We start from the raw sequence: 23,472 nt of genomic DNA, 5'->3' as shown, positions 1-23,472 counted from the left end.
TATGCAAAAATTCATTAACAATCCGGAAAATCTGACAAGTGAATTATTGGAAGGTCTTGTGTTATCTAATCCTGATATCATCACTCTGGAGCAGGGAAACCTCATTGTAAACAAGAAGTTGGCAGAGGCAGACCGTGTAACTATCGTAACCTTGGGCGGAACCGGCCATGAGCCTGCTATCAGCGGCTTTGTCGGCGAAGGTATGATTGATATTTCTGTTGCAGGTAATATTTTTGCTGCACCCGGTCCTCAGGCTTGCGTAGAAGCAATTAAGATGGCTGATAAAGGTCGTGGCGTACTTTTCGTTGTACTCAACCATGCAGGTGATATGCTGACCGGCAACCTGACCATGAAACAGGTGAAAAAACTGGGCATTAATGTTGTTAAGGTTGTAACTCAGGAAGACGTTGCCAATGCTCCGCGCGAAAACGCTGACGACCGCCGTGGTCTGGTTGGCTGCGTTCCTCTGTACAAGATTGCCGGTGCTGCAGCTGCTGCAGGCAAATCCTTGGAAGAGGTTGCTGCTATTGCACAGAAATTTGCTGATAACATGGCAACTATTGCTGTTGCTACTAAAGGTGCTACTCATCCCGCAACCGGTATGGAAATCGCTCATATTGCCGAAGGCACTATGGAAATCGGCATGGGCCAGCATGGTGAAGGCGGTGGCGGTACTCAGCCGATGAAATCTGCTGACGAAACAGCTGCAATTATGATGGACGCTCTGCTAAAGGATCTGGACGTAAAAGCAGGCGAAAAGCTGATGGTCGTTATCAACGGCAGCGGTGCTACTACTCTGATGGAACAGCTGATTGTTTTCCGTGCCTGCCATAAGCTGTTGGCAGAAAAAGGTATTGAGGTTGTGGCAAGTGCTGTAGGCGAAATCCTTACCGTACAGGAAACCGCAGGCTTCCAGATGTTCATTGCGCGTATGGATGACGAGCTGCTTGGCTACTGGAATGCTCCGTGCCGCACTCCGTACTATAGAAATTAAGCAGGTGACTGAATATGGCAGATAAAGAAGGTAATGTACTGGCAAAAGATTATGGCATCGGCATTGCTCCGCCGGAGCGTCCGTTCCCGGTAAAGGGGCACGCATCCGCAGGCTGGGGCATGCAATCTCGTCTGGGACAGATTTTTGCTGATGACGGCCGCACTATTATGCTGGCCTTTGACCATGGCTATATCATGGGCTCTACCGCAGGTTTGGAACGTCTTGATCTGACAATTCCGCCGCTGATGCAATATGCGGATTGCCTGATGGCAACAAGAGGTGCTTTGCGTACCTGCATTCCCGCTAACCATCACAAGGCTGTTGCTCTGCGCTGTACTGCTGACACTAGCGTACTCAAGGACGATATGAGCTTTGGTAATGTCGGCGTTGAAATAGAAGATGTTATCCGCATGAATGCTTCCTGCATGGCAGTTCAATGCTTTGTAGGCTCTGCAGGTGAGCTTGACTCCCTGCGCAATTTGTCTTATTATGTAAATATGGGCGAACGTTTTGCAATTCCTGTTCTCGGTGTTGTAGCAGTTGGCAAGGAGATGGAGCGTACTACGCGTTATTTCTCCCTGGCTACACGTCTGCTGGCCGAAACCGGCGCACATATCATCAAAACATATTATTGTGATAACTTCGAACAGGTTACTGCTGCATGCCCCGTACCTATCGTAATTGCCGGCGGCAAGAAGATTCCTGAGCGCGACGCACTGGAAATGGCTTATCGTGCCGTAAACGAAGGCGCAGCCGGTGTTGATATGGGACGCAACGTTTTGCAGGCTGCCGCACCGAAGGCTATGCTGCGTGCAATCCGTATGGTTGTACACGAAAACGCAACGCCGGAAGCAGCTTACCATGCTTATGAGTTATGGCAGAAGGATGTGGATTAAATGAAAGAATTTATGCATGTCGGCGTACCGACGACTGTTGCAAGAGAAGGCGAGATTTATGCAGAAGGCATAAAAACGCATCTCATTACTCCTGATACCAATGAATTTCATATTGAATACCTGCGTTTCGAAAAAGATACTCCGTTGCCGGAAGAGCTGCAGACCTTAGTGCATGTAGCTTATAAGGTTGATGACCTTGATAAGCAGCTGGCAGAAAATAAGGTTATTGTTGAGCCCTGGATGGCTGATGAGCATACCCGCATTGCTTTCATCATGAAGGATGGTATCCTGTTCGAATTAATGGAAGAAGTTAAATAAATGCTATCGGTTCATGAACGGGCACAGCTTGTAGCTGCTGCCCGTTTATATTATGAAAGCAATCTGACGCAGGCGCAAATTGCGCAACGCCTTAATGTGTCACGTCCATCTGTCAGCAAGATGCTGGCAAGAGCGCGTGAGCTGGGAATTGTGCATATCGAAATCCGTGCCGGAGATGAGGGAAAGGCGGATTTGCTGCAGCGTCTGCAATCTAAATATGCCTTGGCCGGTGGCTGTGTGCTTACAGATGAACAGGACGCATTGACGCAGGCTATGCATTATCTTATGGCTGAAACAACGGCTGACAAGAGCTTGGCTCTGGGCTGGGGTTATGCCTTGGGCGAGGTTGTGCTGAAGGCTGCGGACTGCAGCAGTTATACGCAGGACGGTATGGTATATCCGCTGATCGGTACGGCGAATTTTCCTAATAAGGGTTATCATCCGGATGAGCTGGTGAAAATATGGGCAAGCGCCTGTGGCAGAAGCTGTTATATGCTTGGCTGCAGTGCTTTTCCTGATTCCGAGGAGGAACGCGCCGAGTTGGAAAGCCGTTCTGTCTATCAGCAGCTTCTACAGCAATGGCAAAGTCTGGATGCTGCTGTTGTTTCAGTTTGCGATTATCCTGCCGTGCCCGATGAAGCAACGGCAACCCGTTTCGGTAATGCGTTGGAACAGCAAAAGGCCGTAGGAAGCTTTTTGTCATATTATTATAATCAGCGCGGTGAATTCATCAGCGGTAATAATGATTACTGTTTGCATATTCCGCTGGCGCAGCTGCGCCGTTGCAAGAAGCTGATAGGCATTGGCTTGAATGCCGGTAATAAGGCGTTGCTGGGTGCTTTGGCAACAGGTCTTTTTACGCATCTTATTGTCAGCGAAGAGCAGGCTAAGGCTTTGCTGAAATAATTTCATTGAGGATTGACTGCCTCACACTATAGGTGTGGGGCAGTTTTACTTTTCACAGCAGAACATGTAACTTTTTATACAGTAAATATACATTGAAAACAGAAATGAGGAAATTTTTTCAAAAAACTTTACAAATAAAGTATAAAAGCATAAAATAACCTTAACTACATTTATACGAAATTTGTAGCATGGAAGGATGGTAGAAAATGATTTCTCTCAAAAGCAACAAAATTAAAGCATTGGCAGCCGGTCTGATGCTGACCCTCGCCTTGGGGGCATTAGGCTGCGGCGGTGACAAAAAGGAAGCAGGTGCAAAGGCTGAAAAAGTTAATGTAGGCATTGTACAGCTGGTTGAGCATGAGGCGCTTGATGCAGCTAACAAGGGTTTTATTGACGGTCTGGCATCTAAGGGTTATAAGGAAGGTCAGAACATTACTTTTGACAAACAAAATGCTCAGGCTGACCAGTCTAATCTGCAGAACATTGCTCATCGCTTTGTAAACAATAAGGTTGATTTGATTTGTGCTATTGCAACTCCTGCGGCACAGACGGTAGCAAATGTTACCAGTAATATTCCTATCGTTGCTACTGCGGTAACTGACTACAAAACCGCTAAGCTGGTTAAGGATAATGCTAAACCGGGCACTAATGTAACCGGTACAACTGATATGAACCCTGTTTCCGAGCAGCTGGATTTGCTGCTGAAGCTGGTTCCGAATGCTAAAACCATCGGCACAATTTATTGCTCCAGTGAGGTTAACTCCCAACTGCAGGTTGAGTTGCTGAAGAAGGCTGCAGCTGCTAAGGGAATTACCGTAAAGGAAGCTACTGTTTCTACTGTTAATGATATCCAACAGGCTGCCCGTAGCCTGGCAGGTGATGTACAGGCAGTATATGTGCCTACCGACAATGTATTGGCTTCCGCTATTCCTACTCTGATTAGTGTAACCGAGGAAGCAAAACTGCCGGTTATTTGCGGTGAAGGCGGCATGGTAAGAGCCGGTGGTCTGGCAACATTGGGTGTTGATTATTACCAGCTCGGCTTCCAAACCGGTGTGATGGCTGCTGATATTCTGAGCGGTAAAGCAAAACCGGCTGATATGGCTATTCAGGCACAAAAAGAATTTAAGCCTACCATCAATCTTAAGGAAGCAGCTAAGATTGGTTTGAAGGTTCCTGAAGATTTGCTTAAGGGTGCAGATGTTATTAAATAATTAAAATTTGGAGCCTGCCGTTAAAAAAGCAGGCTCTTTTTTCGCTAAGAAGATTGGGAGGAATTGGGAAATGATTAGTTTGTTGATACCTACAGTGGCACAGGGCTTGCTGTGGGCGTTGATGGCTCTTGGTGTATATGTAACATTCCGAGTGCTGGATATTGCTGATTTGACGGTAGAAGGCAGCTTTCCGCTGGGCGCGGCAACAGCTGCTTCCATGATGGTTGCAGGCTTCGGTCCTCTGGCCGCACTTTTGGGTGCCTGCGTTGCCGGTATGCTGGCAGGTATTATAACCGGCATTTTGCATACTAAAATGAAAATACCTGCTCTGTTGGCCGGCATTTTGACAATGATTGCTTTGTATTCCGTTAACCTGCGCATTATGGGTAAGGCTAACTTATCCCTGCTTGGTGTGGATACTACCTTTAAAATTGCCAAGTCTATGATGGACCTGTCAATGGCGCAGACGACGCTTGTTGTTGGTCTGGCTGTAACTGTTCTGGTGGGCTGCTTCATGTACTGGTTCTTTGGTACGCAGATTGGCGCTGCTATTCGTGCTACCGGCTTCAACCAGCAGATGATCCGTGCTCAGGGCGTAGATACCGATGTAACGATTATCCTTGGCTTGCTCATCAGTAACGCTCTGGTTGCTGTTTCCGGTGCTCTGGTTGCACAGTCCAACGGCTTTTCCGATGTCGGTATGGGTACCGGTACAATCGTTATCGGTCTGGCATCCGTTATTATCGGCGAGGTGCTTTTCGGTACACGCAGCTTTAAAAACTGCTTGATTTCCGTAGTTTTAGGCTCCATTGTTTATCGTATTGTAATTGCAGTTGTACTGGCTATGGGTATGCCGCCAAACGATCTGAAGCTCTTTACCTCAGTGCTGGTGGCAATTGCTTTGTCCATGCCGCTGATTAAAAGTAAATTCGGTGCCAGAAAGGCGGTGCGTTAAATGCTGCATGTAGAACACGTTTCCAAAACATTTTTCCCGGGAACTATCAATGAAAAGAAGGCTCTGCAGGATTTATCTCTGCATCTGGAGCCCGGTGATTTTGCTACAGTTATCGGTGGTAACGGTGCCGGCAAATCTACTACGCTGAATGCGATTGCCGGTGTATTCCCGATAGATAAGGGCAAGATTATTATTGACGGTGAGGATATTACCAAAGAGCCGGAGCATAAGCGTGCCAAATATATCGGCCGTGTATTCCAGGATCCGATGCTTGGTACTGCTGCCGGTATGATGATAGAAGAAAATCTTTCTCTGGCGGCCCGCCGCGGAGAAACTCCCGGCTTGGGCTGGAGTCTTTCCAGCGATCAGCATGACCGTTTTTATGAGCTGCTGAAGGAGCTTGATTTAGGTCTGGAGGACAGAATGACTGCTAAGGTCGGTCTTTTGAGCGGTGGTCAGCGTCAGGCACTTACCTTGCTGATGGCAACGCTGAAAAAACCGAAGCTGCTGCTTTTGGACGAGCATACGGCAGCGCTGGACCCCAAAACTGCGGCGAAGGTGTTGACGCTTACGGAAAAAATTGTAACCCGTGATCAGCTGACAACGCTGATGATTACCCATAATATGCGCGATGCTTTGCGTTACGGCAACCGACTGATTATGCTACATAACGGCAGAGTAATTATCGACGTTAAGGGAGAAGAAAAGCAGCATTTGCAGATAGCCGATTTGTTGGATATGTTTGAAAAGGCAAGCGGCTCCGAGATGGCAAGTGACCGGTTGCTGCTTGGCTGATAGCCTAAAATTCTTGGGGGGGTAGACATAAGTTTACGATAGGTAAACTAGAGTACCATAAAAAATAATTTTAGCATTTCACTAGAAATTTAATAGCTTCATAACTAAAATATAGAGGAAAGTAAATAAAATATATGAAAAAACTCTTGCGAAATCTGAAAAACGTGGTAAACTTTAAATAAGTGCTTTATTAGTTTAAAAAAATTTGTTGCAAGTAAACCGAAAGGCGGTGCTAGGAAATTGCAAGAGGAAATTAAACTTATTGGTCGCAGAATCCGTTTGCTGCGTACCGCAAAAAATCTGACACAAACAGGGTTGGCAAAGGAGATGGGGATTTCCCAGACACACCTGTGTAATATAGAGTGTGGCCGTGTTCCTGTAACTCTGCCCAATCTGCTTAAGCTGCATAGCTTATTAGAGTGCAACATGAGCAGTTTCTTTGTTGATTTAGATGAACAGGCTGATGCCAAAGATAAAGATATCAGCTTGGAAGAAGTTCTGCAAATTGTAAAGTTGTTAAAACAAAAAGGTTAAGCACTTCTGCTTTACGAGGAGAGAGAGAATTTTAAATAGCCGGTGCAAGGTGAGTGAGAGTTCCTTGCACCGGCTATTTTTTATGTGGTTTAAAGGTGTTGGATAGCTTTACTTACTCTGTAATCTGCTTTGTGCTATAATTAAAAATAGCAGGAAAAAAATTTATATATAAAGCGTTTGTTGATAGGAGAATAATTATGGCTACAGTAAAAACACAGGCGCACTGCCTGCTGGCCGGTGCAGCAGCTGCCGCTGTCTGCGCCTGGCCTTGGGCGCAGGGCAGTTTGGCGGCTGATTTTATACATCATACGGCATTGGCTGCGACGATTGGCGGCTTGGCAGATTGGTGGAGTGTGACGGCACTGTTTAAGCGTCCGCTCGGTATCAATGCGCCCGGCACCGATGTACTGCGCAATAATTATGAGCGCCTGACAACAGGTTTGGCGGATTTCGTGAGCAATGACCTGCTGACGGCGGAAAATGTTATGCAGGCTGTCGGCAGGGAAAATTTTGCCAAGCTGCTGTTGGTACATTTTGCGCAGCAGCAGAATGTGGAGCGCCTGTGGCAGACGGTACGTCCGTTGGCGCAGCATGCGCTGCGCTCGCTCAATACAAGGCAGGTAGAACAGCTTTTGCTTTCGGAGCTGCCTAAGTATATTGCCAGCCTGCGTATTCCGGAGATTTTGGTGGACGCACTGCAGAAGGCTGTGGCCAACGGCAGCTTTAACGGTATTTGGCAGCTGCTGACGCAGGAGGCCAAGCAGATTCTGCATAAGCCGGAATTTACCGCTTTGCTGGAAGGCTTGGCGCAGATGGCGGAGGAAGAATATAACAAGGACAGTCTGTTGCGTAATTTGTTTGTGAGCGGGCAGGCAGCAAAGCTGGTGCCGCTTTTTGTGCAGGAGCTGGAAAAAGCTTTGGACGCATTGGCAGATCCTGCAAGTGAGCTGCGGCGACAGCTTGATAATTGGCTGTTGGCGCGCATGGAGGATTATCGTCATGATATTGCTTTTGCGGACTGGCTCAACAGCAAGCTGTCACAGTTGGTAACAGCGAAGGCACTGGCTTTTAAAGAGCTGCTGCAAACGCAGGACGTAGATATTTTATTGACTTTGCTGCAAAAGAGGCTGCAGCTGCTGGCTGACAGCGATACGGAGCAGAGCAGGCTGGACGGTGCGTTGAAGGAGCTGCTGCTGCAGGCCTTGTCAATGCAGCATGATACGGTATATGATTTGGTTTTGGCTAAGCTGCATAGCTATGACAGGGATGTATTGATTGCGAAAATGGAGCAGCGCGTGGGCGATGATTTGCAAAATATCCGCAAGAGCGGCACCTGCATCGGCGGCTTGATGGGAGCGGTGCTGTTTATTATTGCGACGATGGGAGAAAGGCTGGTGGGGTAGGATGAATAGCCTGAAAAAACATTGGACATATGCAGACAGTGCTTTTATTGCTTCCGGTGCAATCTATCTGCTTTTCTTATATCTCAGGCTGCATTATGCTGGGCTGTACATGGGGCACTTCGGCGAGCTTAAGTGGGATTGGCTGATTTTGGGTTACTATATGGCGGAAGCGGCGCTGATTGGCAGCTTTGCGGATTGGTTTGCCGTGACTGCTGTGTTTAAGGTGCCCTGGATATGCCGTCTGCTGCCGTTTATTGCCAAGCATACGGCGATTTTGCCGCGTAGCAGAGAGGGTTTTGTGCGTGGCTGCGGTCAAATGGTACAGCAGGAGTTTTTGACGAAAAAGGCCTTGCTGCTGCAAAAAAAGCAGCTGGTAATTCTGGATAAATTTATAGCTTATCTGGAAAAGCCGGAGAACAAGGCGCGTTTGCAGGGGTTGCTGACCAATTTTGCCGAAGGCGTTCTGCATAAGCTCGATACGCAGGCTTTAAGCAGGCAGCTTGAGGGTAAAATAAAAACAGCCTTGGCTGACGTAGAAGCCAACGAACAGCTTGATAAGCTGTTTAAAGCCTTAGCTGCACAGCGTAGGGATGAGCAATGCTACGAATGGCTGCAGCAGCAGCTGGTTACCCTGGCGGAATCTTCTGCTATCAGAGAGCGTGTTCGCCGAGAGCTGCAAAAGCAGGTGGAAAAGTGTGGCAGCGAAGGCTTGTGGAGCAGCCTGAAGCTGTGGGCTGCCAAAAAGCTGGATGTTGTTAATGTTGATGATGCAACAGATGCCATTTGCCGTGCCTTAGTGGGAACTGCTCACCGTCTGCAGGATGATGAGCAGTGGCGCTCCTGGCTGTATGCGCAGCTGCAGCGTGTTGCAGGCAGTGTTTACGGTACGCAAGCGTGGCATGAGCTGGTGCAGTCACTGCAGAATCGTGCTTTGCATGATATTTCTCTGCAGTTTGCCTTGAAGCAGCTTTTGGATAATATGATTAAAGCTTTGTGCCGTCCGCTGGCGCAGGAAGGCGGTGCGGTAATGCAGCCGACGATTCTGCTGCAGGCTGTGCAAGAGGCTTTGGAAACTATTGAAACGGATTTACGTTCCGACGCACAGTTTAAGGCCAAGGCAGAGGCGTATCTGCAGCATATACTTGGCTTGGGACTGCTGCAGGCTCAGACGATGCTGGGAGATATCGTGGAGCGCATTTTGCAGGCAATGGTTGATGAACGTTTGACGGAGATGGTGCGCAGTAAGGTTAATACCGATATGCAACGTATTCGCCTTAACGGTACGGTTATGGGTGCCTTTTTGGGAGCAATTTTCTATCTGCTGAAATGTGCCTGGTAAGAAAAAGAGGCTGCCGGTCAGCCGGCAGCCTCTTTTTGTGTACTTCTAAGCGGCAGCACTGGTGCAGGGTGGCTTTGCAAGGTAATTTTATCCGGTGTGAATGTTAATGTAATTGTCAAGGTCACGGATAATGCAGTGTGTCCCCATGCTGCTGATAGTTTCGTAAAAATAGGTTATATATTCGTACAACTTGTAATGTGCAAAAAGTTCTGCAACCTCATGTCCGGAAAGCTGTTTGTAAAAGCGGTAGCGTTCCATGCATCCGATAATTAAAATAGCTTCTTTATTCATTTAAGTCATCTCCTCCGGATAGGTAAACTCATCTGTTTTTTTCAGCTTCTCGGTACATTTGTGCCAAAATCAGAGGACTATATTGCCAAAGTCCGGATGATTGGTCAGCAAGCTGTGCATAGAAGCATGATTGGTAAAATTTATGAATCAGTTGATGTGCTGACATCGTTTCGTCCTGCATAAGCCGTTCTAGTATCTGTGGTACGAGCTGCGTGAGAAAAATACTGAAATCTTTACTTTCCATGGTCATGCCTCCTCATAAGTTAGTTAAGAGAAAACTATATGTTTTGGTAGTGGTTACCGGTTTATGAAGATTGATAAGAGAACATCTGATACACATAAATGATAGTCCAATCAATTATCATTTATAATATATATACAGTTAAACAGATATTTCTTTAACTTATTATAAAAAAGAATTCTAAAAACTGTCAATAAAGTACAATTTATAAGTATGCTGGCAGAAAAAATAATTTGTAATAATTTTTTCGGTAAATAAAAAAGCTCCAAGCCAAAGGCTTGAAGCTGATAAGCATAAATGGAGCGGGTAACGAGAATCGAACTCGCGACACTCAGCTTGGGAAGCTGATGTTCTACCGCTGAACTATACCCGCAGATAAAAATACTATAACTCTATTATATACTATAACAGGTAAAGTTGCAAGTATGAGGCAGTGCTGAGGCCGCGTCAGTTTACTGTAGGAATCAAAAGGACAGACTCCACCAATTTTGTCTTACTAATTAAGTTATTCGAGCTTGGCATACCATTCAAGGGCCGCCAAGCATTCTCAAAGTCTAACTTGGTGTTGGAACCACATCTTTTTAATGGTCTGGGAGCTTACTCCACACTGAATTCCATCAAAATATTTACCATAGGGTCTGCGAGCTTTGTTTTCAAAAGCAATCATTTGTTGTGGTGTAAAGCAAATCTCATCTTCTTCGATTTCAATAGGCTTCTTTTGGAATCTAACAAGATCTATCATCTTTCCGCCGTTCAAGCTGTATGCTCTGAGCCTTGCCATTGCATCAGCACCTACCAAACTCCACGCCATTGGCCTACTACTCATTCTAGCGCTCAATACATGGCTCACATGCCCTTCTGCGCTGCATGCCACCAGTCCTTTGGCCCTACTTAATCTAGCTTGGGCAGCTTTGAAATTATTCAGAAGATAATCTAGACCATCCAATAGCCTCTTCTCATCCGCTTTGGTATCCGTTCCTTCTGCTATTTTCTTTACTAATTTCTGCAATTCTTTTGGTTTTCCTGCTGCAATCAGAGAACAAATTCTACTTCTTGCGTCTCCTGCTGCTCCTTTAAGGCATGCTGTCATCCTAAACAGGGTTTGGTTAAGATGAAAACCATCCAAAACATATTTAGACTTATCTAGGTGTGACAAGGCTGTTTTTATCCACATACCTCCATCCGCATTTATATAAATTCTTTTTATCTTATCTAAATCATAATGTTGTTCAATATATCTATATACTTGTACCCATAACCTTTTATTCTCCTTGCCTGAATATAGGCCACAGAAGTAGTGTGGATTTACTAATCTCCTGCGTTTGCTTCCAGGATATTCAGACTCTATGCCTTCGTAGACATATACCATTTTGGTAATTGTAGAATGCAATTCTCCTGCCTTCTGTAATGCAATATGGTCCTCGTCAGCATCTACATAAAGGTATTTTACTACCTTTTTCTCCCCGCTATATTTCTCTTTGGGGAAATGCAACTCATGGACTATGTCCATAACGGCCTGTTTGCTCACCATATCCAGAATGCTGGCGTTTTCACCTGCTTTCCGGTAAGAGGTCTGAGAAGCTTCTTTAAGGATACATGCCTTGGCGTCCTCACTAATACGTTCATGGCTCTCTATCTTTAGATATTTATCTAAAAGATACTCGCTCTTGCCAGTTGCCTTATGTTTAAATAGAGTTTTATGAAATATAATTGGTCCCATGGAAGTAAGTAGCTGCTTCAAGTCAGTACGAACTACATGCCATTTCTGCTTTCTTGCTTCACTTTCTACGAGGAATTGGTTGCAATCCTCCAACGTCTCAGAAATAATATCCAGACCAAACTTCAGAACTTCTTGTTGAACATCGTTAACAAAGCTAGCTATGTCTTCCGGATGGGAAATAAATTTTTCAATAGCTTTTTGCAAATTATAAGTGCCAAATGCGACAAAACGTTGTATACTAGTATGCAAAGAGAACACCTCCATTGTGTATTTGTTTTTGTTTGGTCACTTAATCATAACACAATTTGGTGTTCTCTTTTATTTTTATTTCCCGTTTTTCCTACAAAAACTTTACGCTAGCCAGTGCTGAGGGCTTTGCGACGAGCAATTGTAGTTGTCAGAAAAACTTTAAAATTTTTTCGAGAATACTGTATACAAAATACAAAAAAGTGCTATAATAGATAGCAGATGAGGGAAAAAACCCACAGGCTGTAAAAATACAGCAGCAAATAAAAAAATAAAAAGTGCGAATGCATGGAGGTGAGTTACTATGTTTAGTGCCGCTGGTGTTAGCTTAGTTTTCTTAGGCGTCCTGACTGTTATGTGCATTTTTGAATAATTGTAATGAGGGAACGCCTCTGACCACGCTTTGAGCTGTGGGCAGAGGCGTTTTTATTTTGCTTGTAATTCTGTTTTTGTTAAGCTAATCCCTTGCGGTGGCTGTCATCCCAGCCTACCAGGTCCTTGATGACTTCGGAGGCAATAATCAGTCCTGCTACCGAAGGTGTGAAGGCATTGCTGCCGGGCAGCGCACGGCGTTTGGATGTTTCGGCGTGACATTCGCTTTCTATTTCCTCGTTTATAGGTAAAAGCGGCAGCTCCTGCGAATAAACAACCTTTAGTTTTTTAATGTTGTTTTTCTTCATAGCCTGGCGCATAACACGCGCTAAGGGGTCAACCTTGGTTTTATAGATATCTGCTACCTCGAACATGGCAGGATTAACCTTGTTGCCTGCTCCCATGCTGCTGATAACCGGTACGCCTGCTGCCTTGGCTGCAAGTACAATAGCAATTTTGGCTGCCACTGTATCTACGGCATCGACAACGTAATCATATTGTGAGAAATCAAATTCATGCTGATTTGCCGGCAAAAAGAAGCATTGGCGGCAATTTACGTTGGCATCGGGGTTGATGCTCGCAATACGTTTGGCCATGACTTCAACCTTAGGCTGGCCGACAGTATCAAGGGTAGCGATAATCTGACGGTTGAGATTGGTGAGAGCAACGGTATCGTTATCAATGAGGTCAAAGCTGCCGACACCGCTGCGGGCGAGTGCTTCAACTGTATAACCGCCTACACCGCCGATACCGAAAACAGCGACATGGGCATTCTGCAGACGCGTAATTGCTTCGCTGCCGAAGAGCAGCTCTGTACGTGAAAATTGGTTAAGCATATGAATCTCCTTGCGTGGTATTTATTGGTTTGGATATCGGAAGCTTAAGCTGCTAAGCTGATTTCTACCTTTACACCGTCCTTAAGATCTTCTGGCTTCTGGTCTGAAGTAACAGTGATTTTAGTGCCGTCAATGCTGCTTATCTTACCGCTGAAGGGTGCAGGTGTTTCGGCAGCCTTAATGTTTACCGGCATGCCTGCCTTAAGCTTCTTGGTCTGGGCTGCGCTGACATTCAGCGTTATACTGCAGCTGTCGACAGCTTTGATGTGCAGGATTACCTGATCCTTTTGTACGGTAGCATTATTAGCGGCCTGCAAATCGGTAATGATGCCGGTGCAGGGGCTGTTGCCTTCATTTTTTTCCTGCTGTGCTTTTGCAGCGGCCTGCTGTGCCTTGAGCTGTACAATGAGCTTTTGCTGTGCATCGATTTCTGCCGGAGAAGCTGGCTTGAAGCTGACGCTTACGCTGCTTGCTGCCTGCAGCTGTGCGATAGCGCGCTGCAGCTCGTCCTGGGCAGCCTGTGCCTGATTGCGTGAAACTGCGCCCTGCGCCAGCAAACTGTTCATCTTAGCGGCTTTTTGTTGTGCCGCTGCTACGTTGGCCTGCGCCAGAGAGGTGTCAGCAACCGGTGCTGCCGTTGGCGTGCCCTGCTGCATACGTTTTAAATCTGCTTCGGCCTTGGCAACCTGGGTTGCCAGGTCCTTAACCTGCTTATCCAGCTTTGCGTCACCGATAGCAAAAAGCGGCTGGCCCTTGCTGATGCGCTCGCCCTTTTCACTGATAAGACCTATGAGCTTGCCTGCTGTCGGAGCCTTGACTGCATAGGTGGGGATGCTGATTGTGCCTCTGCCAAGACTGTTATCAGCCTTTTGCAGACTGCAACCGCTCAGGCTGAAGGCTGTGAGGCAGACGGCTGCCATACAACATAATATTTTTAATATCTTCATAGTAGATTCCTCGTTTCCTTGAAGTTAAAAGCCTATTGTACTTGTATATTATAGCGTAAGTTTGTGGCATTTGCATGACATTTTGCATAATTAGCTAGCTAAAAATTAAAAAGCTGCTGCCTCCGGCGTGAATGCCGAAAGCAACAGCTTTAATTGTATAGGTCAGATTTTATTTCTCAATCAGTGCCATACCAGCTTCGAGAGCCTTGGTATTAGCTTCTTCGGTTCCTTTCGGAACACGGTTCAGTACAGCCTTGAGAATTGCTTCTTTGGAAACGCATTTGGTGAGTGCAACTACTGCGCCCAGAGCAACGATGTTCGCAAACAGTGTCTTGCCGCAAACAGTGTTGGCAGTATGGGTGATAGGCAGGTCAACGCGTTTGCCGTACTTGCCGGGAACATCAGTTACGAAAAGAGTATCGGTGATAACGGTGGTATGCTCATCGCAGTCGGCAATGAATTTGTTGGCAGCCTCCTGGCTCATTACCAGCAGAGTATCTGGGCAGATAACACGGCTGAAATAAATAGGCTCATCACTGATGATAGCTTCGGCCTTGGAGGAGCCGCCGCGGGCTTCCGGGCCGTAGGATTGGGATTGTACAGCCAGCTTGTCGTCTAAGAGGGCAGCTTCGGCTAAAATAATACCAGCAGTGATCAGGCCCTGACCACCGGTACCGGAGAAACGAAAGCTATGTCTCATAATTATTTACCCTCCTGTGCACGTTGAATAATTTGGTCATATGCCTTGGTGTATTCCATAACGTCGTTGTTTTCGTAGAGAACGCCGATGGGGAATTTGCCGGCAGCGATTGCTTCTGCCTTTTTATCTTCATCCATGCGGTCCCAAACAGCCTTCATAACGCCATGGTCACGCTGCCAAGCCATCATCTGAGCAGGTCCGCCCATCTTGTTCTGACGGCCGAAGGAAATCGGGCAAGCGCTGACAGCTTCGATGATAGAGAAGCCTTTGTGAGCAATGCCTTTAGCGATAACATCGACCAGTACGGGAACATGGTAGGTGGTTGCGCGTGCTACATAGGTTGCACCGGCAGCTTTTGCCAGATCGAGCAGATTGAAGCTCGGTTCAACAGTGTAGTACGGAGCGGTGGTTGCTTTGGAATGAATCGGGGTCATCGGAGAATATTGACCGCCGGTCATGCCGTAAATGCTGTTGTTGAAAACAACCAGAGTCAAATCAATATTGCGGCGTGCTGCATGAATCAAGTGGTTGCCGCCGATAGCGGTGCAGTCGCCGTCACCGCTGCAAACGATAACGTTCAGTGCAGGGTTAGCCATTTTTACACCGGTAGCAATCGGCAGAGCACGGCCGTGCAGAGTATTGGCGGTGTTGAAGTCCAGATAACCGGAGGAACGGCTGGAGCAGCCGATGCCGCTGATTACTGCAACGTCGTCTTTTGCCAGACCTTGCTTATCAATTGCTTTTACAATGGCGCCGGTGATAACGCCGTTGCCGCAGCCGGGGCACCAGATGTGAGGCAGACGGCCCGGGCGGAAATATTTATTGATTAAATTTTCCATTTCACTCATCGTTTTTTCTCCTCTCATCCGTTAGGCCATAGCCTTTTTGATTTCAGCTAACAGTTCGGCCGGAGTAGCAGATTCGTTATCGTATTTAGCGTACAGGCTTACAGGAACCTTGCCTGCTACCGCACGTTCAACTTCCAGAACGTACTGGCCGCAGTTCAGCTCGTGTACGAGGATGCCTTTAACCTTGCCTGCCAGCTCCTGCATTTGCTTTTCGGCAAACGGCCAGATAGTAATCGGGCGGACGAAGCCAACCTTCAGGCCTTCCTTGCGTGCCATATCAACTGCTTCATAAGCAGTGCGGGCAGCACCGCCGAAGGCTACAACAGCAAATTCGGCATCTTCCATACGATAGTTTTCTACTTGTACGATGTCGTCTAAGTTATCTTCTAATTTAGTGCGCAGACGGTCCTGAGAGGTGCGGGTTGCTTCACCGGTGCCCTTCGGGAAACCGGTTTCGTCGTGTACCAGACCGGATACGTGCCAGCGGTAACCGCTGCCGAAGTCTGCTATAGCAGGAACCTTGGAGCCTTCCTCGCAGCCGTAAGCCAGATAATCTTCGGGTGCGCAGGTCGGGCGCTTGCGTTCTGCCTGCGGAATTTCATCATAGTTGTCGGGAAGCTCGATTTTCTCGCGCATATGGCCGATAACCTCGTCCATCAGGAGAATAACCGGGCAACGATATTTTTCGCTCAATGCTACTGCACGCAAAGTCAGGTCAAAGCATTCGGGAACACTGGACGGAGAAACGGTAATCAACCAGTGGTCGCCGTGGGTGCCCCAGCGGGTTTGCATAACCTCGCCCTGAGCGGGGGAGGTCGGTTGGCCGGTAGCAGGGCCTACACGTTGTACGTTAACGATAACGCAGGGGATTTCGGCGCTGCAGGCGAGGCCGAGCATTTCCTGTTTCAGGGAGAAGCCCGGGCCGCTAGTTGCGGTCATAGCCTTTTTACCGGCCATGGATGCACCGATAACAGTGCCGAGACCGGCGATTTCGTCTTCAGTCTGCATAAATTTACCGCCAACCTGCGGCAGACGCAGAGCTAATTGTTCAGCAATTTCGGTAGAAGGGGTGATCGGATAACCGCCGTAAAATTTTACACCGGCGGCAATCGCACCCTCAACAACCGCTTGGTTACCTTGTAACAGCAGGATTCTTGACATGGGTTACCTCACTCCTTTTTATTTATCTACAAAGATAGCATAGTCGGGGCAACGCATTTCGCATTGTCCGCATTTGATGCAATTTTCTTCAGCAACGGCTTCGACTTTGCCGACTTCGCTGACTGCCAGAACTTTTTTCGGGCAGAAGGCCGCACAAATACCACAGCCTTTGCAACGCTTAGTAATTATTTTTAAGCTCATATGGTCTCCTCCTTATGATACCTTGTTTAAAATAACAGCATGCGATAGCTTCACCTTATATTATATCAAAAATAGCATTTTATGAAAGTGTTTTTGAAAGCTTTTTACAAATTATCTTTTACTACATCATGAATAAATTCTATAATGTTTTGTAAAGTGAAAAAGATAGTATTATTGTAACTTTAAGTCAAAATGTACAAACAAATCTTGACTTCGACCGTACTCCAGGTGTTATGCTATACTTAAATAAAGCAACATGAAAGGAAGCAGAGCATGAGCAAGATAATTAAGCTTTTACTTTTTATATTGTGCCTGGCAGTAATGGCCTTAAACGGTTGTGCTAAAAATGCTGACAGCGAAGTGCAGGGCAGTGATACCGCCGTTGCCATTACCAATCCGCGTCAGCTTGTCGCTGCAGATAACAAAACAGGGCGCACAATTATGTGGGAAGCGAAGGTGAAGCAGCCTTATACACTGGAGTATCGCTTGCAGGACGACAAGGACATACAGGCAGTGCAGGCAACAGACAGCAGCTTTACGGATAAAAACAGTATTATTCAATATACTGCACGTCTTAGCGGCCTGGTGCCGGGCAGTGCTTATGAATATCGCATCAACACAGCGCAGAATAAAGGACGTTGGCACAAGCTGCAGACGGAAAAGGGCGCAGGCTTTACTGCTTTAATTTTCCCGGATTCGCAAAGCGCTGATTACAGTGGCTGGCAGCAGCTGGCGCGTGAAGCGTACAAGCGCCATCCGCAGAGTGCGTTTTACGTGAATATGGGAGATTTGGTGGACAACGGACAGGATGCAAGCCAATGGCGCGCCTGGTTCAACAGCGTGAGCGTGTTCAGTGATGCTGTGCCGCTGGCACCTGTAATCGGCAACCATGAGGCGTACAACATGGAGTGGAAGGAATACTTGCCTGCAAGCTATACGCATTTGTTCAATGTGCCGCAAAACGGTCTGGCAAAATATCCGAATCAGTTTTACAGCTTTGATTACGGTCCGGTGCATTTTGTAGTGTTGGATACCAACTTTCCGGAGATGGAAAATTTTCAGCCTGATTTGCTGGCAGACGAGCTGTCTTGGCTGGAAAAGGATTTGGCGGCGAGCAAGGCGCAGTGGAAGGTTGTTCTGATGCACCGCGATATCTTTCTCTACGGCTTCGGGCCGGAGTCTGGCAGAGCGCAGAGCAAGACGCAGTTTCTTGATTTCAGCTATCGGCTGATGCCGGTGTTTGAAAAATACAAGGTTGACGCAGTACTGACGGCGCATTTGCATACATATCGCCGCCGTGTGCCGCTGCAGAACTTTGCGCCTGCACCGCAGGGAAGCGGTATTACCTATATTCTGACAGGTGTGGCCGGCAGTGTGCGCTATCCTAAGCTGTGGGGCGATTTTGAGTGGGATGCGGCAACAGCGCCGAAACCGGAAACTGCCAACTATATGACAATGAAAGCCGATGAGAAAACCTTGGAGTTTAAAGCCTTCCTGCCGGATGGCAAGCAGTTTGACGAAGTTAAATTAACCAAATAAGCAAAAAGGCTGTCGCATCATCGTAGTGCGACAGCCTTTTTAATTACGGTTAATCAAGCTCAATCAGTTCATATTTGTCATTGCCCATTTTCAGCTCGTGCATAGCGGTGAGCTGGTGCAGGCCGTGACGGCTTTCCATGCGCTCAACGAGGTCATGGTTGCTTTCCTTGGCATATACCAGATCGACGGAAGCCTGGTCGATAGCCAGAATGTCGGTAGAAGCGAGAATGCCGATATCAGGAATAGTCGGCTCTTCTGCGCTTAAGCCGGCGCAGTCGCAGTCAACGGACATGCGGCGTAGGACATTGATGTAAACGATGTGCTTGCCGAAGAAATCAATGGTAGCCTTGGCAGATTCAGCCATGTTTTCCATGAGCAGCTCCTTGCCGGGCCATACGTTCCAGTCTGCAGGCAGGTTATCCTTATCTACGCCGTGAACCTGTGCTTTGCCGATGCGTCCGTCAGCGCAGCCGATAGCAAGGTTTTTCATGGAGCCGCCGAAGCCTCCCATAGCGTGGCCCTTGAAGTGCGTTAAAACGAGCATGGAATCGTAGTTGACGATGTTTTTGCCCATGGAAACCTCTTTGAAATGCTTACCGTGGCGTACAGGCAGATTAACGGTGCCCTCTGCATCCATGATGTCGACAGGGCAGAAGGTCCAGCCGTTAACCTTTAAGGTGTCGAGATGTTCTTCGGTGGTATAGCGGTCGCCCTGATAAAGAGTGTTAGTTTCTACGATGGTGCTGTCAGGGATTTGCTGCTGCAGCGCTTTCACCAGCTCGCGCGGCAGAATGTTGGGGCCGTGCTTTTCGCCGGTGTGCAGTTTGATGGCAATCTTGCCGTAAATGCTTTCGTTGATTAAATCGTATAATTTGATGAGATGCTCGGCATCAATGTGCTTGGTGAAATATACTTTGGCATGAGAGCCTGCGTTATCGGTTTTGGCAACTCTTTTGCAGCCTACTACAGGGGCTTGTGCAAATTCTTGTGTCAATTTCAACTACCTCCTATAATTTGGTTACTTATATTTTAATACCTGAAGTATACTCTAAGTCAAGAGGAAAATGGAAGTTTGTGTTAATGGTAATATAAATTTTTGGCAGCTTACTTGCTTGGCGCGATAGCGTTTACACAGCTAAGTCCGTTTAAGGTGCGCGGATAGCCGATGTAGGGCAGGGCAATGGTGAGCGCATCCAGCAAATCCTGACGGGAGTTGCCGACGGAGATATTGGCAGCGGCGTGTGCCTTGGCCTGTGGTTCGCATCCGCCGAGAGTAACGATTGCTGTAAATGTGATCAGTTCACGCTCTTTGACGTCGAGCACTTTGCGTGTGTAGTAGTCGCCAAAGCAGTTGGCACTGAGGTAATCATTAATATGCTTTTGGTCAGCAGGGGCACTCGCGTTCATCTTATCAATGTTCTCTGCGCCGAAGATGGCGCGCTGTACGGCGAGGCCTGCTTCGTGGCGTGTTTGATCGGTAGTTGTTCCGGCAGGAGCGCAGGGCTTGATTTTGAGCATTTCCATAACCTGGTCAAAGCGTTCCAGTGCTGTTTTTACCTTTGGCAGACCAACGTATGGCGTGCAATGGAAAATGCTTTCGTGTACCTGCTCCGGCGTTGCACCTGCTCTGAGAGCGCCTTCGACGTGGGCAGGAATATCCTCCGGTGTGTTGTTGGCAGTGAGAACAACGAGCGTCAGCAGCTCCTGTTTGGCGGTACTGAGCTTAATCTGCTTATTGATATCGTGATAGATAAACTTTTTGCTGATAGCGGAAAGCTCCGGTTCGTTTTTAATATCAGTAGGATCATTTTTGGTGAATAAGCTTTGAGCAGCAGTATTTGCTGCTGTTTCACGTGTTTGTGCCATAGCGGTGGTGCCTCCTAAAAGTAAAGTGCATGAAAGAAATGCAGTGAGTATAATTTTTGAGATGTCTTTCATTGGTGATTCTCATTTCAGTAAATTAGTGTTGAGCGACTTGTCTGTCTGTAAGGGAAGATATCACTGAAGGTGACAGCGGGTTTATTTCAGCTTATTATATTCCTCTGCATCCACAGGCTCGCACCATTCGCTTTTGGTGTTTTCGCCCGGAACCTCGATGGCGAGGTGCGCAAACCAGCTGGTGGGGGCGGCACCGTGCCAATGCTTAACTCCGGCGGGGATTTTGACTACATCACCGGCATGCAGCTCACGGGCAGGCTTGCCCCATTCCTGGTAGTAGCCACGACCGCCGGTGACAAGCAGAATCTGCCCGCCGCCTTTATCGGCGTGGTGGATGTGCCAATTGTTGCGGCAGCCTGGCTCGAAAGTTACGTTGCCGATGACAACCTGGTCGAGAGAAAGCATGTTAAGATAGCTTTGGCCTACGAAATATTTTGCATAAGCATCGTTTTTAGGGCCTGTTGGGAATATGGTGAAAAATTTTTCTTCTGTCATTGTTATCGCTCCTTTAAAAATTAGAATTGCAAGCTGTCAAGCCAGCTTTTGATTTGACCTTGGGCGTTCTTGGAGCTGCTGCCGGAGAGAACAAGATCTTGGGTGAATTTGGCATTAGGTGTCAGCTTCTGCAAATCGCTTAGGCAGCGCTGTTCGCCACCGCCGCCGTGGGTGAAGAAGGGAGCAACGGTTTTGCCGTCCAATTTATAGGTTTCTACGAAGGCGGCAACAGGCATGGGGAAGCTGCCCCACCAGTTGGGATAACCAAGGAAAACAACGTCGTATTTGTCGAAATCAGCAATTTTTGTGCTGATGGCAGGACGGGCGTTGGCTGCCTGTTCTGCTTTGGCTTTGGCGACGGTGACGCTATAGGTTTCGGAGTACGGAGTTGCGGGCACGATTTCTACGATGTCGCCGCCGATCTGTTTATGGATTTCTTCAGCAACAGCTTTGGTGTTGCCGCTCCAGGAAAAATAGGCTACTAAGATTTTTTTACCATTATTCATGTTTTGTGATGCTCCTTCACTAGTGGATTGTTTTACTTTAGGCGCAGGTGCGTCTGCTTTAGCAGCGTTGAACGAACCGCAGCCCATAGTTAATGCTGCAAGGCTCAGAAGGCTAACGCCTGCGAGTTTTAAAAAGTCGCGTCTGTTCATATTGAATCCTCCTTGTATGATTGATGTTTATATTTAGCTAAGATAGCAAGAAAAGCCATAACGCCCACGCTCCCCACGCAGCTTCCACCGCAGCTGCCGCACACGCCTGTGCAATAGGGCAGCGTCTGTGCCGTGACGGGCGCAATGCCGGCGAAAAGCTGTGGCATAGCCTTCGTAACAGCCTGGGGCAGGAGGATGCTGGCAGCAGCACCGCCGCCGAGAGCGAGCTGAGATAATTTGTTGTCATGAAGTGCTTTATCAGTTGTGCTCATCTTACTCTTTCTCCTTCGCCAGATTGCTTTGATAGCAGATAGCTTGTTTCGGACAGACGTGCGCGCACTTGCCGCAGATGATGCAAAGTCGTCTGTCAATCGTTGCTTGGCGTTCGTGCATGGTTATCGCACGCATGGGGCAGTTTTGCGCGCATTTGGTGCAGCCGATGCAGGCGTTTTTGCGCACCTGCATGGCGAAAGCACCGGGAACAAAACGTCCAAAAATGTGAAACAAGGAATTATATGTGCCAACAGGACAGGTAAACAGGCAATATCCGCGTCCACCTTTGGTGAAAAGCCCTAAGAAGACATTCGCTAAAAAGAACGTGGCGATGAGCGAGGAGAGCGTGTTTAAGAAATATTCTGTGAGAAACAAGTTGATAAAAATCTCGAAAGAATAATAATTGCAATAGGTGCAGGGAATGCCAAAGCCCAGCCAGATGGAAAAAAGAAAACCGATGAGAAAACCATAACGTAGCGGCAGCACGGGCACGAGCTTTACCCAGTCTATTTTATATTTGTCAGGCAGCAGGCTGCCAAGCAGTTCACTGAAGGCACCGGTAGGGCAAAGCTTGCCGCAAAAGAGCGGACCGAACCACAGCGAGGTTACGGCGAGTAGCAGGCAAAAGATTAGTGAAATCGTGCTTGTCGCAAGCCATTCGCCTGTGACGATGTTCGCAAGCGGAATACGTGCACAGGGAACGTGAATCGAGTTGAAGCTTGTGTCGGTGATGAAAGTACTTGCTATTTGGTTGAAGAACATGAACGGCTCGTAGAAAAGTATGAAGCCGACGATATAACCGACAGTGCGTTTGAGATTGTAAGTTAGGTTTTGCATAGCGTTTCCTTCGTTTTTAGTTTATGACTTGGAGATAACTCCAAGTCAAGTAAATTATAGCTTGCGATTGTTGCTATCGGTCAAGAGTTTTTTATAAGCTGTGACCTAAATCATAGGCAGCCTGCGGATAGGTGGTTTTCAAAATATCCTTGCGGGTTTTGCAGTTAGTGGCGAGCAAAGTGCCACGGCTCTGCCAGCGCATATAGCCTGAGAGTGTGGCAGTCCATAGCCCAGGGAACGTCGCTGCCTGCTGCTGCGAGCAGAACGCTCTGCTTGCCGCTGATACGTCCTGTGCGTGCGTAAAATCTATCAATGCAGGTCTTGAGTTGCGCGCTGACGTGCCAATAATAAACGGGCGTGATGAGCGCGATTAAATCAGCATTAACGAGGCGCATAATCAAATCATTTTCAATGTCCTCCTTCTGCACGCAGAGCCCGTTCATGCCGCAGGCATCGCAGACCAGGCAGCCATGAATATTATGAAACGCTGCGTCGAAGCGAAAGACGCTGTGTCCCTTGGCTTCTGTGCCTTTGATAAATTGTTCTGCTAGCACGCTGGTCATGCCGTTTCTATGCGGACTGCTTGTAATGACAACGATGCGCTGTTTGCCGTTTGGTGTTGGCTGCTGTGCTGCTTCAGCGGCAGGCACATTCGCTTCAGGCGTATTTTTGTTAGACAGAAAGTTGATAGCTGCGCCGCTGGCAAGCATGGTGCCGAAGCCTGCGACAGCGAGCCTGATAAAATCATGTCTGTTCATAAGTTTTCCTCATCAAAAAATAACAATCAAAAGAGGCTGGGACAAAACCCAACCTTAAA

At 47.5% G+C, this 23,472-nt stretch carries 27 protein-coding genes and 1 tRNA gene; 11 read left to right on the top strand and 17 right to left on the bottom strand.

Annotated features, from left to right (window positions below):
- Nucleotide 1 precedes the first annotated feature (1 nt).
- The 10 genes from M5E81_RS10225 to M5E81_RS10180 all read left to right on the top strand — a co-directional run bounded on the left by M5E81_RS10225 (nt 2) and on the right by M5E81_RS10180 (nt 9,354).
- On the top strand, nt 2-994 hold the full coding sequence (locus tag M5E81_RS10225) for a dihydroxyacetone kinase subunit DhaK (RefSeq protein ID WP_009146433.1): 993 nt from the start codon (nt 2-4) through the stop codon (nt 992-994).
- 14 nt (nt 995-1,008) lie between these two features.
- A complete protein-coding gene (lsrF, locus tag M5E81_RS10220; RefSeq protein ID WP_009146434.1) occupies nt 1,009-1,890 on the top strand; it encodes a 3-hydroxy-5-phosphonooxypentane-2,4-dione thiolase in 882 nt (293 codons plus the stop codon).
- Nucleotides 1,891-2,208, top strand: coding sequence for a hypothetical protein (locus M5E81_RS10215; RefSeq protein ID WP_009146435.1), 318 nt, complete (start codon nt 1,891-1,893; stop codon nt 2,206-2,208).
- On the top strand, nt 2,209-3,114 hold the full coding sequence (locus tag M5E81_RS10210; protein WP_249747445.1) for a sugar-binding domain-containing protein: 906 nt from the start codon (nt 2,209-2,211) through the stop codon (nt 3,112-3,114). It abuts the gene before it with no gap.
- 206 nt (nt 3,115-3,320) lie between these two features.
- Nucleotides 3,321-4,328 (top strand): ABC transporter substrate-binding protein, encoded by a 1,008-nt coding sequence (locus M5E81_RS10205; protein WP_249747444.1) that lies wholly within the window; start codon nt 3,321-3,323, stop codon nt 4,326-4,328.
- A gap of 73 nt (nt 4,329-4,401) precedes the next feature.
- Nucleotides 4,402-5,283 (top strand): ABC transporter permease subunit, encoded by an 882-nt coding sequence (locus tag M5E81_RS10200; RefSeq protein ID WP_040565482.1) that lies wholly within the window; start codon nt 4,402-4,404, stop codon nt 5,281-5,283.
- Entirely contained in the window at nt 5,284-6,078 is a 795-nt protein-coding gene (locus tag M5E81_RS10195) for an ABC transporter ATP-binding protein (RefSeq protein ID WP_009146439.1), read from the top strand.
- Nucleotides 6,079-6,318: 240 nt separating this feature from the next.
- Nucleotides 6,319-6,612: a helix-turn-helix domain-containing protein gene (locus M5E81_RS10190; protein WP_009146440.1), complete on the top strand. Its 294-nt coding sequence runs from the start codon at nt 6,319-6,321 to the stop codon at nt 6,610-6,612.
- A 197-nt stretch (nt 6,613-6,809) separates the two neighbouring features.
- A complete protein-coding gene (locus tag M5E81_RS10185; RefSeq protein WP_249747443.1) occupies nt 6,810-8,015 on the top strand; it encodes a DUF445 domain-containing protein in 1,206 nt (401 codons plus the stop codon).
- Nucleotide 8,016: 1 nt separating this feature from the next.
- A complete protein-coding gene (locus M5E81_RS10180; RefSeq protein ID WP_249747442.1) occupies nt 8,017-9,354 on the top strand; it encodes a DUF445 domain-containing protein in 1,338 nt (445 codons plus the stop codon).
- An 87-nt stretch (nt 9,355-9,441) separates the two neighbouring features.
- On the opposite strand, the gene M5E81_RS10175 is transcribed toward M5E81_RS10180, so the two are convergent.
- The 10 genes from M5E81_RS10175 to M5E81_RS10130 all read right to left on the bottom strand — a co-directional run bounded on the left by M5E81_RS10175 (nt 9,442) and on the right by M5E81_RS10130 (nt 16,917).
- On the bottom strand, nt 9,442-9,645 hold the full coding sequence (locus M5E81_RS10175; protein ID WP_009146443.1) for a DUF3791 domain-containing protein: 204 nt from the start codon (nt 9,643-9,645) through the stop codon (nt 9,442-9,444).
- A 28-nt stretch (nt 9,646-9,673) separates the two neighbouring features.
- Nucleotides 9,674-9,889: a hypothetical protein gene (locus tag M5E81_RS10170; protein WP_249747441.1), complete on the bottom strand. Its 216-nt coding sequence runs from the start codon at nt 9,887-9,889 to the stop codon at nt 9,674-9,676.
- 295 nt (nt 9,890-10,184) lie between these two features.
- A tRNA-Gly gene (locus tag M5E81_RS10165) sits at nt 10,185-10,259 on the bottom strand.
- 174 nt (nt 10,260-10,433) lie between these two features.
- Nucleotides 10,434-11,855 carry an ISLre2 family transposase gene (locus tag M5E81_RS10160; RefSeq protein WP_050787089.1) on the bottom strand — a complete coding sequence of 474 codons (1,422 nt, stop codon included), beginning with the start codon at nt 11,853-11,855 and terminating at the stop codon, nt 10,434-10,436.
- Between the two features lie 449 nt (nt 11,856-12,304).
- Nucleotides 12,305-13,060 carry a tRNA threonylcarbamoyladenosine dehydratase gene (locus M5E81_RS10155; RefSeq protein WP_249747440.1) on the bottom strand — a complete coding sequence of 252 codons (756 nt, stop codon included), beginning with the start codon at nt 13,058-13,060 and terminating at the stop codon, nt 12,305-12,307.
- Nucleotides 13,061-13,104: 44 nt separating this feature from the next.
- Nucleotides 13,105-14,007, bottom strand: coding sequence for an HlyD family secretion protein (locus tag M5E81_RS10150; protein ID WP_249747439.1), 903 nt, complete (start codon nt 14,005-14,007; stop codon nt 13,105-13,107).
- A 169-nt stretch (nt 14,008-14,176) separates the two neighbouring features.
- A complete protein-coding gene (locus M5E81_RS10145) occupies nt 14,177-14,707 on the bottom strand; it encodes a 2-oxoacid:acceptor oxidoreductase family protein (RefSeq protein ID WP_021720380.1) in 531 nt (176 codons plus the stop codon).
- Between the two features lie 2 nt (nt 14,708-14,709).
- Entirely contained in the window at nt 14,710-15,546 is an 837-nt protein-coding gene (locus M5E81_RS10140; RefSeq protein ID WP_366939758.1) for a thiamine pyrophosphate-dependent enzyme, read from the bottom strand.
- A 30-nt stretch (nt 15,547-15,576) separates the two neighbouring features.
- The gene (locus M5E81_RS10135) at nt 15,577-16,716 is read right to left on the bottom strand and encodes a 2-oxoacid:acceptor oxidoreductase subunit alpha (protein WP_009146450.1); all 1,140 of its coding nucleotides are present in this window, start codon (nt 16,714-16,716) and stop codon (nt 15,577-15,579) included.
- 18 nt (nt 16,717-16,734) lie between these two features.
- Nucleotides 16,735-16,917: a 4Fe-4S binding protein gene (locus tag M5E81_RS10130; protein WP_009146451.1), complete on the bottom strand. Its 183-nt coding sequence runs from the start codon at nt 16,915-16,917 to the stop codon at nt 16,735-16,737.
- 273 nt (nt 16,918-17,190) lie between these two features.
- On the opposite strand from M5E81_RS10130, the gene M5E81_RS10125 reads away from it, so the two are divergent.
- The gene (locus tag M5E81_RS10125; protein WP_249747437.1) at nt 17,191-18,456 is read left to right on the top strand and encodes a purple acid phosphatase family protein; all 1,266 of its coding nucleotides are present in this window, start codon (nt 17,191-17,193) and stop codon (nt 18,454-18,456) included.
- Nucleotides 18,457-18,505: 49 nt separating this feature from the next.
- Here M5E81_RS10125 and M5E81_RS10120 read toward each other — a convergent pair whose 3' ends face one another.
- The 7 genes from M5E81_RS10120 to M5E81_RS10090 form a co-directional block, all read right to left on the bottom strand.
- Entirely contained in the window at nt 18,506-19,456 is a 951-nt protein-coding gene (locus M5E81_RS10120) for a DUF362 domain-containing protein (protein ID WP_345740521.1), read from the bottom strand.
- A gap of 104 nt (nt 19,457-19,560) precedes the next feature.
- Complete coding sequence (locus M5E81_RS10115) at nt 19,561-20,322, bottom strand: carboxymuconolactone decarboxylase family protein (protein ID WP_249747435.1); 762 nt, start codon at nt 20,320-20,322, stop codon at nt 19,561-19,563.
- A gap of 153 nt (nt 20,323-20,475) precedes the next feature.
- Nucleotides 20,476-20,889: a cupin domain-containing protein gene (locus tag M5E81_RS10110; protein ID WP_249747434.1), complete on the bottom strand. Its 414-nt coding sequence runs from the start codon at nt 20,887-20,889 to the stop codon at nt 20,476-20,478.
- Nucleotides 20,890-20,909: 20 nt separating this feature from the next.
- Nucleotides 20,910-21,545: a flavodoxin gene (locus M5E81_RS10105; RefSeq protein ID WP_249747433.1), complete on the bottom strand. Its 636-nt coding sequence runs from the start codon at nt 21,543-21,545 to the stop codon at nt 20,910-20,912.
- The gene (locus M5E81_RS10100; RefSeq protein ID WP_249747432.1) at nt 21,542-21,817 is read right to left on the bottom strand and encodes a hypothetical protein; all 276 of its coding nucleotides are present in this window, start codon (nt 21,815-21,817) and stop codon (nt 21,542-21,544) included. The genes M5E81_RS10105 and M5E81_RS10100 overlap by 4 nt, the downstream gene beginning before the upstream one ends.
- Nucleotide 21,818: 1 nt before the next feature.
- Nucleotides 21,819-22,655: a 4Fe-4S binding protein gene (locus M5E81_RS10095; RefSeq protein ID WP_249747431.1), complete on the bottom strand. Its 837-nt coding sequence runs from the start codon at nt 22,653-22,655 to the stop codon at nt 21,819-21,821.
- 164 nt (nt 22,656-22,819) lie between these two features.
- A complete protein-coding gene (locus M5E81_RS10090) occupies nt 22,820-23,413 on the bottom strand; it encodes a flavodoxin family protein (protein ID WP_009146459.1) in 594 nt (197 codons plus the stop codon).
- Between the last annotated feature and the right edge of the window lie 59 nt (nt 23,414-23,472).

The sequence above is a fragment of the Phascolarctobacterium succinatutens genome (assembly GCF_023497905.1).
GTDB classification, from domain to species: Bacteria; Bacillota; Negativicutes; order Acidaminococcales; family Acidaminococcaceae; genus Phascolarctobacterium_A; species Phascolarctobacterium_A succinatutens.
Note: the sequence above shows the minus strand (reverse complement) of the source record. Positions and strands in the feature narration are given on the sequence as shown.